Source organism: Tabrizicola thermarum (genome assembly GCF_003574395.1).
Classification (GTDB): Bacteria; Pseudomonadota; Alphaproteobacteria; order Rhodobacterales; family Rhodobacteraceae; genus Tabrizicola; species Tabrizicola thermarum.
The window spans coordinates 1-12,272 of sequence record NZ_KZ984537.1 but is presented as its reverse complement, the minus strand read 5'-3'; the positions used below and the strand labels follow the sequence as shown (position 1 = coordinate 12,272).

At 67.1% G+C, this 12,272-nt stretch carries 12 protein-coding genes and 4 pseudogenes; 8 read left to right on the top strand and 8 right to left on the bottom strand.

All coding sequences use genetic code 11. The annotated features are described in order from the left end of the window. Nucleotides 1-29: 29 nt before the first annotated feature. On the top strand, nucleotides 30-1,541 hold the full coding sequence (locus tag D5084_RS02100) for a UxaA family hydrolase (RefSeq protein ID WP_128513858.1): 1,512 nt from the start codon (nucleotides 30-32) through the stop codon (nucleotides 1,539-1,541). Between the two features lie 3 nt (nucleotides 1,542-1,544). Here D5084_RS02100 and D5084_RS02095 read toward each other — a convergent pair whose 3' ends face one another. After that, nucleotides 1,545-2,387: an amidohydrolase family protein gene (locus D5084_RS02095; protein WP_128513857.1), complete on the bottom strand. Its 843-nt coding sequence runs from the start codon at nucleotides 2,385-2,387 to the stop codon at nucleotides 1,545-1,547. Between the two features lie 73 nt (nucleotides 2,388-2,460). Next, complete coding sequence (locus D5084_RS02090) at nucleotides 2,461-3,357, bottom strand: PfkB family carbohydrate kinase (RefSeq protein WP_128513856.1); 897 nt, start codon at nucleotides 3,355-3,357, stop codon at nucleotides 2,461-2,463. Between the two features lie 396 nt (nucleotides 3,358-3,753). Between D5084_RS02090 and D5084_RS02085 the strand changes: the two genes are divergently transcribed. Together D5084_RS02085 and D5084_RS02080 are read left to right on the top strand one after the other, a co-directional pair. Next, nucleotides 3,754-4,665: a DegT/DnrJ/EryC1/StrS family aminotransferase gene (locus D5084_RS02085; RefSeq protein WP_128513855.1), complete on the top strand. Its 912-nt coding sequence runs from the start codon at nucleotides 3,754-3,756 to the stop codon at nucleotides 4,663-4,665. After that, on the top strand, nucleotides 4,662-5,714 hold the full coding sequence (locus D5084_RS02080; protein ID WP_128513854.1) for a glycosyltransferase 61 family protein: 1,053 nt from the start codon (nucleotides 4,662-4,664) through the stop codon (nucleotides 5,712-5,714). Before D5084_RS02085 ends, D5084_RS02080 begins: the two co-directional genes overlap by 4 nt. A 184-nt stretch (nucleotides 5,715-5,898) precedes the next feature. On the opposite strand, the gene D5084_RS02075 is transcribed toward D5084_RS02080, so the two are convergent. After that, nucleotides 5,899-6,150 carry a hypothetical protein gene (locus D5084_RS02075; protein WP_128513853.1) on the bottom strand — a complete coding sequence of 84 codons (252 nt, stop codon included), beginning with the start codon at nucleotides 6,148-6,150 and terminating at the stop codon, nucleotides 5,899-5,901. 459 nt (nucleotides 6,151-6,609) lie between these two features. Between D5084_RS02075 and D5084_RS02065 the strand changes: the two are divergent. The 4 genes and pseudogenes from D5084_RS02065 to gph all read left to right on the top strand — a co-directional run. Then, nucleotides 6,610-6,880 (top strand): annotated as a pseudogene (locus D5084_RS02065) (erythrose-4-phosphate dehydrogenase); the annotation flags it as partial. A 75-nt stretch (nucleotides 6,881-6,955) separates the two neighbouring features. Continuing rightward, nucleotides 6,956-7,624 (top strand): HAD-IA family hydrolase, encoded by a 669-nt coding sequence (locus D5084_RS02060; RefSeq protein ID WP_128513851.1) that lies wholly within the window; start codon nucleotides 6,956-6,958, stop codon nucleotides 7,622-7,624. A gap of 3 nt (nucleotides 7,625-7,627) precedes the next feature. Continuing rightward, a complete protein-coding gene (locus tag D5084_RS02055; protein WP_128513850.1) occupies nucleotides 7,628-8,182 on the top strand; it encodes a thioredoxin family protein in 555 nt (184 codons plus the stop codon). Continuing rightward, nucleotides 8,182-8,826 (top strand): phosphoglycolate phosphatase, encoded by a 645-nt coding sequence (gene gph, locus D5084_RS02050; RefSeq protein ID WP_128513849.1) that lies wholly within the window; start codon nucleotides 8,182-8,184, stop codon nucleotides 8,824-8,826. The genes D5084_RS02055 and gph overlap by 1 nt, the downstream gene beginning before the upstream one ends. A 226-nt stretch (nucleotides 8,827-9,052) precedes the next feature. Here the strand turns inward: gph and D5084_RS02045 are convergent. After that, a pseudogene (locus tag D5084_RS02045) lies at nucleotides 9,053-9,346 on the bottom strand (DUF6441 family protein); the annotation flags it as partial. A gap of 5 nt (nucleotides 9,347-9,351) precedes the next feature. After that, nucleotides 9,352-9,522: pseudogene (locus D5084_RS18820) on the bottom strand (head-tail joining protein); the annotation flags it as partial. A gap of 44 nt (nucleotides 9,523-9,566) precedes the next feature. Here D5084_RS18820 and D5084_RS02040 point away from each other — a divergent pair. Beyond that, nucleotides 9,567-9,779 carry a DUF3489 domain-containing protein gene (locus D5084_RS02040; protein WP_128513848.1) on the top strand — a complete coding sequence of 71 codons (213 nt, stop codon included), beginning with the start codon at nucleotides 9,567-9,569 and terminating at the stop codon, nucleotides 9,777-9,779. Nucleotides 9,780-9,830: 51 nt separating this feature from the next. Here the strand turns inward: D5084_RS02040 and D5084_RS02035 are convergent, their stop codons facing one another. The 3 genes and pseudogenes from D5084_RS02035 to istA all read right to left on the bottom strand — a co-directional run. Further along, nucleotides 9,831-10,313, bottom strand: coding sequence for a tyrosine-type recombinase/integrase (locus tag D5084_RS02035; RefSeq protein ID WP_202910021.1), 483 nt, complete (start codon nucleotides 10,311-10,313; stop codon nucleotides 9,831-9,833). 146 nt (nucleotides 10,314-10,459) lie between these two features. Next, complete coding sequence (gene istB, locus D5084_RS02030; protein WP_354001210.1) at nucleotides 10,460-11,170, bottom strand: IS21-like element helper ATPase IstB; 711 nt, start codon at nucleotides 11,168-11,170, stop codon at nucleotides 10,460-10,462. Between the two features lie 2 nt (nucleotides 11,171-11,172). Beyond that, a pseudogene (istA, locus tag D5084_RS02025) lies at nucleotides 11,173-12,272 on the bottom strand (IS21 family transposase); the annotation flags it as partial.

Genomic DNA, 12,272 nt, shown 5'->3' with positions numbered 1-12,272 from the left:
CGGAAAGTGGCCGCCCCAGGGGTGATGCGATGGCCGATGTGACGATCCGACTGCACGCGACGGACAACTTGGTGATTGCGCTGGCGAACCTTGCCGGGGGGGCGGAGGTGCCGGGGGTGCCGGTGCCGCTGCCGGGTCCGGTGCCGCGCGGGCACAAGGTGGCGACGCGGGACATCGCAAGGGGCGAGATCGTCCTGCGCTATGGCCAGTCGATCGGCCAGGCGACCGAGGACATCCCGGCGGGCGCGCATATCCACAGCCACAATCTGGGGATGGGGCCGCACAGCACGGATTATGCGATCGGGCAAGGCGTGGTGCCCCTCGAACCCCTGCCGATGCGGGAGTTCATGGGGTATCACCGCGCCGACGGGCAGGTGGGGACGCGGAACTACATCGGCATCCTGACCTCGGTCAACTGTTCGGGGTCCGTCGCGCGCTTCATCGCCGAGGCAGCGGAGAAGGACCCGGTCCTGTCGTCCATGCCGAACATCGACGGTTTCGTGCCCATCGTCCACAACACCGGCTGCGGCATGTCGGGGGTGAACGAGGGCTATGACACGCTGATGCGCACGCTGAAGGGCTATGCGCGGAACGCGAATTTCGGCGGCATCCTGCTGGTGGGTCTGGGCTGCGAGGTGATGCAGGTGCCGGACCTCGTCGGGCAGGGGCGCCTGCGGCCTGACGGCAATTTCCGCTACATGACGATTCAGGGCACGGGCGGCACCCGCGCGACGATTGCCAAGGGGCTGGAGGTGCTGCGCGAGATGGCGGAGGTGGCCTCCTGGGTCGCCCGCGCACCGGCGCCGGTGTCGAAGCTGGTGATCGGGCTGCAATGCGGCGGGTCGGACGGATACAGCGGCATCACGGCCAACCCCGCACTAGGCCATGCCAGCGATCTGCTGGTGCGGATGGGCGGCACGACGATCCTGTCCGAGACGCCGGAAATCTATGGGGCAGAGCATCTTCTGACCCGCCGCGCGGTCAGCCGCGAGGTCGGGGAAAAGCTGATCGAGCGCATCCGGTGGTGGGAGAACTACACCGCGATCAACGGCGGCGAGATGGACAACAACCCCTCGCCCGGCAACAAGCGCGGCGGCCTGACGACGATCCTGGAAAAGTCGCTGGGCGCCGTGGCCAAGGGCGGCACCGCGCCGCTGGCCGGGGTCTACAAGTTCGCCGAGCCGATCACCACGCCCGGTTTCGTCTACATGGACAGCCCCGGCTACGACCCGTGCAGCGTCACCGGCCAGATCGCCAGCGGGGCCACGCTGATCGTGTTCACCACCGGGCGCGGGTCGGTGTCCGGCTACAAGCCCAGCCCCTGCATCAAGCTGGCGACGAACAACGAGATGTATCAGCGGATGGCCGAGGACATGGACATCAACTGCGGCGACATCATCGACGGGGTCAGCATCGCGGCGAAGGGCGCCGAGATCCTGGAGAAGATCATCGCCGTCGCCTCGGGCGAGCGGACGCTGTCCGAACAGCTGGGCTTCGGCGGGGCGGAGTTCGTGCCCTGGCAGATCGGCGCGGTGATGTAGGGGCTAAAGCCGGTAGAAGGCCCGTGCCGTCTCGGCGTAAATCTGCCGCTGTTCGGTTTCTGACAGGTCGCGGATCAGGTCATCGACCAGCGCGACCCAGGCGGGATAGGTCAGCCGCAGGGTCGAGACCGGCCAGTCGCCGCCGAACATGATCCGGGACGGCCCGAAAGCCTCGAGCGCGACATCCATGTAGGGGCGCAGGGTTTCGGGCGTCCAGTCCGCGCCTGCCTCGGTTGCGACGCCGGAGAGCTTGCAGACCACGTTCTCGCGCCTTGCCAGGTCGCGCATCTGGTCGGCCCAGGGCTGCATCAGCCCCGCCGCGATGCCGGGTTTGGCGATGTGGTCCAGCACCATCGGAACGTTCGGGCAGGCATCGGCCAGACCGATCGTCGCCTGCAACTGCGGGTGCTTGAGGCAGAGGTCGAACGTCAGCCCATAGTCGGCCAGCGCCCGCACGCCCGCCACGAAATCGGGGCGCAGGCACCAGGCGGGGTCGGGCTGGTCCTGATAGATGCGCCGGACACCGCGCACCTTTTCGATCCCCGCCAGCCGCTCCAGATCGGCGCGGACCGCGTCGCCCCGCTCCAGCGCCGCATTGCAGACCATCGCGGCGATGCGCGGTTCTTCCTGTGCCCAGGCCAGCACGGCTTGCGCCTCGGCAAAGGCCTGATCGATGGCGGCATCGCATTCCAGAAAGACCAGCGCCTCGATGTCGATCCCCGCACTTGCCGCCTGGAAATCTGCGGGCAGGAAGGGCCGGTCGAGCGGCGGAAACAGCCAGGGATAGGTCAGCCGCTGCGGGTCCCACAGATGCAGGTGGCTGTCGATGATCGGGAAGCGGGGCATCCTGGCCTCGTGTGATCGGGTCTTGCCGGATGCTACACCGGCAGCGCCCGTCGGGGAAAGCTCTGTCGCGGGATCAGGTTCGGTCCGGCGGCGCTGAGGCGGCCTTGCCGGACACATGCAGGGCTGCGGCGTCCGAGGCCGCGTGACAGGCGTCGACCAGCGACTGGCCAAGCGCCAGTCTGGCGGCCAGAGTGCCGGTGAAGCAATCGCCGGCACCGTGTGTGCTGACGACCGCGACCTTGCGCGCCGGGATGGCGATGGGTTCGCCCCCCGCCGTGCAGAGCGCCAGACCCTGCGCCCCCGCAGTGACGACGACGTTGCGGTAGGCCCCGGCCAGAGTGGTCGCGGCCGCCACCGCCGAGGCAAGGTCGGTGACCGTCGCGGCGCCGGACATCTCTGCCTCGACCGCGTTGACGACCAGCACGTCGACCAGCTTGCGCAATTCGTCCGGCACCGCGCGCGCCGGGGCCGCGTTGAGGATGACCGTCACATCCCGCCCCCGCGCCGCCCGGGCTGCGGCCAGATTCACCGCCTCGGGGATTTCGTTCTGAAGCACGAGGGCCCGCACGTCCGTCCACAGCGCCGGATCGGCCAGAGCCGCCGGATCGATCCGCAGGTTGGCCCCCGAGACGATGATCGCGGCGTAGTCCCCGCTGCGATCCTGGATCGCCACGCTCATCCCCGAGCCTGTGCCGTCGATCTGCCGGACAAAGCGGCGGTCGACCTGCGCTGCGTCCAGAGCGTCGAGGAGAAACGCCCCGAACCCGTCGCACCCCACCGCGCCGACCATGCGGGACCGCGCTCCGGCCTGCCCGGCGGCGACGGCCTGGTTGCCGCCCTTGCCGCCGAACTTCGGATACCAGCGCGTCCCGACCGCCGTCTCGTCAACCCTGGGCAGGTGATCGGACTCGACCATGATGTCGTGGTGCAGCGATCCGACGACCAGAACCACGGGCAGGTGCGGCGACATGAGCTCTCCCTCTCAGTCCGGGCCATCGGAAGACGAGGGGGCTGACGATCCCCCCCGCTGCGCGGTTTTGCCCAGTGCAGGCCGCAACCATGCACCGGACAGCCGGACGGCGCCAAGAGCCAGCTTCGGGGACCGGACGGACCGGGGGCCGGATGCGTCCAGCCCCCGCGCCATCGCAAATCACGCCGGAGCTGGGGATTTTCGTGTAAACTTGAATATGTGGGCGCTGCCCATGAATAGCCTTCTGACTTTTTTTCGAGTTGATAAGCAGATGAAACGCCCGCAAGTCTTTGTCACGCGGCCGATTTTGCCGCCCTTCTCGGATCTATGGCCCTTGCGGCATACCTTGGGGTCGAGCACATCTCGATCGTGAACAATGGCTCGATTTGACTTCTTTTGTCGCTTCGGCATTTTGGAATTGCCGGAGAAATAATCACACCGCCCTTTTCGTTCGTGGCGACCAGCCATGCGATCCGCTGGGCGGGCGCCACGCCGGTCTTCGCCGACATCGACCCGGTGACGCTGAACCTGGACCCCGCGGCGGTGGAAGCCGCGATCACCGACCGCACCGAGGCGATCCTGGCGGTGCATTGTTACGGGGTGCCCTGCAACACGGCGGCTCTTGCGGCCATCGCCAGCCGCCATGGGCTGAAGCTGATCTACGATGCCGCACATGCCTTCGGGGTGCGGCGCGGCGGGCGGCCGATTGTCGCCGAGGGCGATCTGTCGGTTCTCAGCTTTCACGCCACCAAGGTCTTCAACACCTTCGAGGGCGGCGCGATCATCTCGCCGGATCGCGAAACCAAGGTCGCGCTTGATCGCCTGGGCAACTATGGGATCCTTGACGAAGTCACGGTGCTTGAAACCGGGCTCAACACCAAGATGAGCGAGCTGAACGCCGCCGTCGGCCTGGCGCTTCTGCCGCATATGGATGCCGCCTTTGCCGCGCGCGACAGGGTTGCAACACGCTATTGGGAGGCGCTGTCGCAAGTCGAGGGCGTGACCTGCCTGTGCCCCCCGGGACAGAAGGGGCACAATTCCTACGCCTTTCCGGTCCTGGTCGGCGAGGCCTATCCGATGACCCGCGACGGTCTGTACCAAAGGCTGCGGGAGCACGACCTGTTCGCGCGGCGCTACTTCTACCCGCTGATTTCCGACATGCCGATGTATCACCATCTTCCCTCGGCCGCGCCAGATGCCCTGACCGTTGCGCGCCGCGCCGCCGACCGGATCCTCTGCCTGCCGCTTTATCCCGATCTGGATCCGGTCGACCTGGATCGGGTCATCGAGGTCATCCGTCGGCCATGACCCTGAATACTGCCCTGCTTCAGAGAGGCTTGCGCCGTCTGATCGGGGGCAGGCTTGCGGATTTTCACGCCCTTGCTGTCGAAAGCTGGGACCTTTGTCCCGAGGAAGACGCCGAGGGGCGTCCGGCCATCTTCCCCCCCGGGGCGATCGAACGGGTCAGCCGCCTGTCGCCGTGGCGCGACTGGGACGTTGAACAGTCGCTGATCGCAGGTGCGCCCGGGCGTCATTCCGCGACCCGCGCCCATGTGTTCACGAATGCGGTCCTTGCGGGTGCCTACCTTTACTGCGGTCGGGGCACCCTTCGCATCGGCCACGGACCGCAGCGGATCCTCGATCCCGACCTGCCCCGGCGACAGCGGATTGCCGAGGCGCATCTTGTGGCCTCATGGACCGGGGCGGACTTCTTCGGGAACTTCCTGCTTGACACCTTTCCGCTGGAGATGATCCCGCCGGAAGGCGCCGTCCGGCTGGGCGCCAGGTCGAAAGCCTTTGGCCATGCCGCAGGCTACCGAGCGCTTCTGGACCTGCCCGCGCCCGATCTTCCCGATCACGCCCGGGTGGATCGTCTGATCCTCTACAGCGACTTCGCGCAGAATTCCTTCAAGGCGGCCCGCTACCGGACCCTCCGAGCCCGTCTGCGGCAGGCGGTCGGGTCGGCCCGGGCACCGGCCGGGGTCTTCCTGCGCCGCGGCAGCGATGGCGAGCGTCGGGAGCTGGTCAACGAGGCGGCGCTGATCGACCTTCTCACCACGCAGGGCTTCGACATTCTCGACCTGAACCGCCTGGATGCTTCCGAGATCGCGCGCCGGTCGCTGGACGCAAGGATCGTGGTCGGCGTCGAGGGCAGCCATCTTTCCCATGCGATCTATTCGATGGCGGACGCTGGCGCCTTCCTGGTGATCCAGCCCCCCGACCGTTTCGCGCTGCCCTACAAGGAATTCGCCGACCGGATGGGCATGACCTTCGGCTTTGTCGTCGCCCATCCCGCCGAGGGCGGCTTTTCCGTCGATCCTGACGAGATTCGCCTGATGCTGGACCGGCTTTCCTGATCGGGGGTTCGAATGTGCACACCGAATTGATCCTGTTGCCTTCCCTCTCTGCCAGCCGCGGACCACGGGGCGGGCTGGAGTTGACACGGAAATACATGACCGGGGCCGCCGAGTATGCGCGGCACTGGCCCGGCCCGGTCACCAGTCTGGTCCGCCTGTCCGAAACCCGGACGACCGACATGGATCATGCCGAGCATTTCCCGGGGGAGAGCGAGACCGGCCTTGAGGTCCGCCCGCAGGATCCCGAGGAAATGGCCCGGCGGTTGTCCTCGGCCGCGGCGGTGGTCGCACTCTTGTCGCGCCCGGAACGCGCGACGGCGAAGCTCTGCCACAAGCTTGGCGTGCCGGTGATCTTCGTCAGCGAATACTCGCCCTGGACCGAGCGGCAGATCATGGCGGCCGAGGTGTCGAACCCGGTGATCCGGTTACGGCGCAACCTGGCTCTGGCGGACCGAGCGTATGCGCCGCAACGAGCTTTTGCCGATCGCCGCCGGGTTGCAGTGCAGCGGAACCCCGACCTACGACACCTATGCGGGGCTTTGCCGCGACACGCTTCTGTTCTTCGACAACCGTGTCCGGCAGGAAGCCATCATCGACGACGCGGCACTTGCCGCCAAGGTGACGGCGCTTCGGCAGGGTCGCCCGCTGCGGCTGGTCTTCGGTGGACGCTTCGTGGCGATGAAGGGGGTGCTGGAACTGCCGCGCGTGGCCGCCGAACTGGCGCGCAAGGGGGTTCCGTTCAGCCTCGATGTCTACGGATCGGGCCCCCTGGCCGAAGCGCTCGACGCCCGCATCCGCGCCGAGGGCTTGAACGACCGCATGGCCCTGCGCGGGGTGCTTGATTTCGAGACCGGCTGGATCCCCTATCTGCGCGAGAACGCCGACATTTTCGTCNGTTCATCGCCAAGCGCGCGACCAGCGTGGAAGAGGTGAACGCGGCGATCAAGGCGGCTGCCGATGGTCCGCTGAAGGGGATCCTGGGCTATACCAACGAGAAGCTGGTGAGCAGCGACTTCAACCACGACCCGCATTCCAGCGTCTTCCACATGGATCAGACCAAGGTGATGGACGGGACCTTCGTGTCGATCCTGTCCTGGTATGACAACGAATGGGGCTTCTCCAACCGCATGGCTGATACGGCCGTGGCGATGGGGAGGCTCCTGTGATCCGCGCCGTCTCTGATATCGACGTGGCCGGCAAGCGGCTGGTGGTGCGCGCCGATATCAACGTGCCCATGGCCGATGCGGCCTGACGCGCTGATCTTCGACGTGGACGGCACGCTTGCCGAGACCGAGGAGCTGCACCGCCGCGCCTTCAACGAGACCTTCGCCGAGGCGGGCCTGACCTGGCGATGGAGCCGCGCGGACTATCGCATCCTGCTGCGCACCACCGGCGGCAAGGAACGCATCGCGGCCTTTCTGACGCGCGAGGGGCTTGATCCCAGGGCGGTGGACATCCCGGCGCTGCACTATGCCAAGACCGCCCGCTATGGTGCGTTGATGGCGGCGGGCGCGATCGGCCTGCGCCCCGGCGTGGCCGAACTGATCGACCGGGCGCGGCGGGCGGGCCTGCGGCTGGCGGTGGCCACCACCACCTCGCGCCCGAATGTTGAGGCGCTGACGCTGGCCGTCTGGAAAAGGCCCGCCGCCGAGGTCTTCGACGTGCTGGCCTGCGGCGACGAGGTGGCGGCCAAGAAGCCCGACCCCGAGATCTACCGTCTTGCGCTGGTGCGCCTTGGCCTGTCGCCCGCTTCCTGCCTCGCCTTCGAGGACAGCCGCAACGGGCTTCTGTCGGCGCTCGGTGCGGGGCTTGCATGCATCGTCACCCCGTCGGCCTATACCGAAGGCGAGGATTTCCGCGGCGCCCGCGCCGTGCTGCCCGATCTTTCATCGTTCACGCTGGAGACCTGAGCCATGGCCGTATCTCCTCCCGTCTGCGATTTCGGCTGGAAGGCCCCCGACTTCGCCCTGCCCGGCACCGACGGGCGCATCTGGCGGCTGGCCGACATCGCCGGGCCGAACGGCACGCTCGTCATGTTCCTCTGCAACCACTGCTCCTATGTGCTGGCGGTGCTTTTCGGGATCCTGCGCAATGCGCGCGACCTTCAGGCCCTCGGCATCGGCGTGGCGGCGATCTGTTCGAACGATGCCGCGCAGTATCCCTGGGACGGGTTCGAGGCGATGCAGCGCATGGCGCAGGAGAAGGGCGTCCCCTTCCCCTATCTTCACGACGAAAGCCAGGAGGTTGCCCGCGCCTGGGGGGCGTCCTGCACGCCGGACTTCTTCGGCTTCAACGCGGCGGGGGAACTTCAGTATCGCGGGCGGCTCGATGCCTCGGGTCGGAACCCCGCCCCACCCGATGCCCGGCGCGAGCTTTACGAGGCGATGCGGCAGATTGCAGAAACCGGAAGTGGGCAGCGCGACCAGCTTCCTGCGAGGGGCTGCTCGATCAAGTGGAAGGCCGCGTGATGGGGGCGATCGTCTTCGACCTCGACGGCACGCTGGTGGACAGCGCCCCCGACATCGCCGCCGCCGCCAACCGGATGCTGGCCGATTTCGGCCTTGCCCCTCTGCCCGAGCCGCAGCTCCGTGGCTTCATCGGCCATGGCATCCCCAGTCTCGTCGGCAAGGTGATCGCGGCCTGCGGCCTTGACCCGGCGCTGCTGCCCGAGATGAACGCCCGGATGGTCGCGCAGTACGCGGCGCGCCCTGCCACGCTTACACGGCCCTATCCGGGGGTGGTCGAATGTCTCCAGACCCTGACCGGGCAGGGCCACCGGCTGGGCCTTTGCACCAACAAGGATCGCGCTATCGCCGTGCAGATCCTTCACGCGCTGGACATTGCCCGATTCTTCGCCGCTGTGGTCGGTGGCGACAGCCTTCCGCAACGCAAGCCCGACCCGGCGCCCCTGCACCACACCTTTGCCCTGCTGGGCGCCGAGCCGCTTCTCTACGTCGGTGACAACGAGGTGGATGTCGAAGCGGCCGAAGCCGCGGGGCTGGACCTTGCCATCTACACCGGGGGCTACCGCAAGACCCCGGTCAACGAGCTGCCACACCGCTTCGCCTTCGATGATCACAGTCTGTTGCCGTCGGTCGTCTCCGGGATGTGAGCGGGTCAGGCTCAGGCGTTTGGGGAGGATGTCCGTGGCCCCCGGTGGGAAACCTGCGGCGATCATGGTTGATGCATCCCCGCGCCCCTGCTCGGCGCGAGCGAGACCGGGGTGGTGGTCTTCATCCGGACCCGGCTCCGTCGCACAAATCGGCTGAGGGGATTCATGTTGTGACTCCAGCATGATAGCCGGGGTAAATGAGCAGACCCACATCCCCCTCAGACAACCCGTCCTTCGACCGGATCAGCGGGCCGGTGTCGTGCGCTCCGACGATGACCGGGGCGTTGGACCAGACCACGGCCGCCGCGTTCAGGCTGGGCATGGCCTTGGGGAACTGCTCCGACCGGATGGTGCGGGCGAGCCGGGGCCCGAGGCCCGCGCCGGTGATCTGCAGCCGCCAGGCGGCCTTCAGCCCGGTTCCGGCCTCGCGGATCGCAGCCGACACTGCGCGTTCCCCAGCGGCGACCCTGGCCGCCATCATTGCGGCGATGTCGGGATCGATGTCGAGCATGAGCTTCATCGCGGTCACGCCGGACGCAGGTCGACAGTCCAGACCAGCCGCTCGCGGTCGCGGACGGGCTCGCCCTGGATGAGGAAGGCGTCGCCGTCGATCTCGATCCGGTCGCCGGGGCGCGGGGCGCGCACCTCGGCGACGCGCATATCGATCCGGGTGGTCTCGGACCAGAGCAGGGCGTCTCGCCGTCATCTGCATCGAGCCCGAGGACGCGAACACCGCGCCCATGGGCGCCAACGACGCGCCGAGCGACACGCCCGTGCCGGATACATCCACCGAACCCCAAGCCGCGCCCAAGGCGCGCAGGCCGCGCGAGGGCACCAAGCAGGCCACCCTGATCGCCATGCTGCGCACGCCGGACGGCGCGACCATCGAGGAGATCATGGCCGCTGCGGGCTGGCAGTCGCATTATGCCGATTTTCGGATTATGCCGATGTAGGGCTGCAAGCCATTGTTTCTGGTGGGGATCGCTGTGGAGGGATCGGCATAATCAGAGGGCTTCTAGGAAGGCGAGGAGTTTGTCGTTCGGTCGGGAGTGGCCGGGTTTGGTCGTGATCGGGGCTGTTATTGCCAAGGCGCGCTCCTTGATCTGCAGATCCGCGTGCAGGTAGATTTGGGTTGTTTCGATCTGTTCGTGGCCGAGCCAGAGCGCGATCACGGATGTATCGATGCCGGCCTGCAGCAATCGCATCGAGGCGGAATGGCGCAGGACATGCATGGTCACGGACTTTTGCGCCAGCGACGGACAGGCGTCGATGGCCTTCTGGACGTATTTTGCCAGCCTGTGTCCAAGGGCATCACGGCTGAGGGCGCGGCCGGTCTGCGTGGGGAACAGCGGGGCCGCCCGCTGACCGGCGCGCTCGGCCAGCCAGACGCGCAGATGGGCGATGGTGCCCGAGGTCAGCGGCGTGATCCGCTGCTTTCGCCCCTTGCCGTGGCAACTCACATGCGCGCCAGCGCCGAGATGTGTCAATCGGCATCCAATCGGGACCCCTGATCGGCGTCCAGAAGGGCCCCCTCTTTCGGAGCGGGAGCTGGCCCGAGGCGGCGTAGCTTTCCAGCTTGCGCAGCCGTCTCGGGCCAGCGTTTCAGCCGGGCTCAGACGCGGGTTTTGAGGCGTCAGCTTTCGTTGCCGGTTTCGACGATGTCGCAGTGATGGGTGAGGCGGTCGAGCAGCGCGGTCGTCATCTTGGCGTCGCCGAAGACCGTCGGCCATTCGCCGAAGGCAAGGTTGGTGGTGACGATGACCGACGTCTGTTCGTAGAGCTTGCTGATCAGGTGGAACAGGAGCTGCCCGCCGGATTGGGCAAAGGGGAGATAGCCCAGTTCGTCCAGGACGACGAAGTCGAGGCGCATCAGGTGTTCGGCCAGCCGCCCGGCGCGCCCGGCGCGGGCTTCGGCTTCCAGCTTGTTGACCAGATCCACGACGTTGAAGAAGCGGCCGCGGGCTCCGTTGCGGATGACGGCCCGCGCGATGGCGACGGAGATGTGGGTCTTGCCCGTGCCGGTCCCGCCGACCAGCACGACATTGCGCTGCTGGTTCAGGAACTCCCCTCGGGCCAGATCACGCACCAGCGTCTCGTTGATCGGCGTCCCGTCGAAGGTGAACTCCTCGATCTCGCGGGCGAAGGGCAGCTTGGCGACGGTGATCTGGTATTTGACCGAGCGCGCCTTCTTCTCGTTGATCTCGGCGGCCAGCAGGTCGCTGACCACCCTCTGGGGTTCGTGCTGCCGCCGGACGGCCGTGGCCATCAGTTCGTCGTAGGCCGCCCGCATGCCGAAGAGCTTGAGGTCGGCCATCGCGGCAAGGATCTCGGCACGCTCCATCATCCAGCCCTCCGCAGCAGGTCATAGCGGGCGCAGTCCGCGACGGGTTCATGGACAAGGCGCAGCGCGGGTGATGTCAGCAGCAAGGGCGGCGGCGCTGGATCGCGACGGCGTGCCAGGATGTTGAGGATGACATCGGCGGAATGGACGCCCTGCGCGATGGCTTCGGCACAGGCGGCCTCTACTGCGGGCAGGCCTTCGGTCAGCACGGCGGCAAGAATGTCGACCATCTGCCGATCGCCGTCATCGACGCCATTCAGCTTGCGGCGCACCTTCTCCAGGGCGCCGGGCAACACCCAGTCCTTGAAGGGCGCGCCGTTGCGCAGCGCACCGGGCTTGCGCACCAGAACCGGCACATAGTGCCACGGATCGTAGATGGTCCGACCCCGGCCAAAGCAGCGGGGGTGATCCCCGACAAGACGGCCGTCCTGCCGGATCTCGATGCGTTCGGCATAGGCCCGGATCCCGACCGGCCGCCCCACCGCGCTGGCCATCACCGAGTATTCGTTGTTGTCGAACCGCACGAGGCAGGTCTTGGACACGGCCGCAGGCACGGAATGGAAGCCGTCAAAGCGACCGGCACAGGGCACGAGCTGCGCGCGTTCCGCCTCAAACACCTCCCACACGGTCCTGTCTGTCATCTCCGGGTGCGGATTGGCCCTGGCCCAGGCGATGCACTTGTCGATCAGAAGCGCGTTCAGCTCCTCGAAGCTCTTCACCCGCAGGCGAGGAGAGAAGAAGCGCTGGCGGACGGTGCCGACCTGGCTCTCGACCTGTCCCTTCTCCCAGCCCGACGCCGGGGTGCAGGCGACCGGATCCACAAGATAATGGCCACATATCTGCAGGACGCGGCGGTTGTAGGCCCGGTTCTTGCCTGTGAATATCGCATCCACAGCCGTCTTCATGTTGTCGTAGATTCCGCGCGTGCAGGTGCCCTTGAAGAAGGCGAAGGCCCTGTCATGGGCGTCGAACACCATCTCTTGCGTCTCGCGCGGGTAGGCACGGACGAAGAACATCCGGCTGCGGCAGAGCCGGACATGGGCTACCTTCACCGTCACGGTGACGCCGTCGATCAGCACCACCTCATGGCTCCAGTCGAACTGGT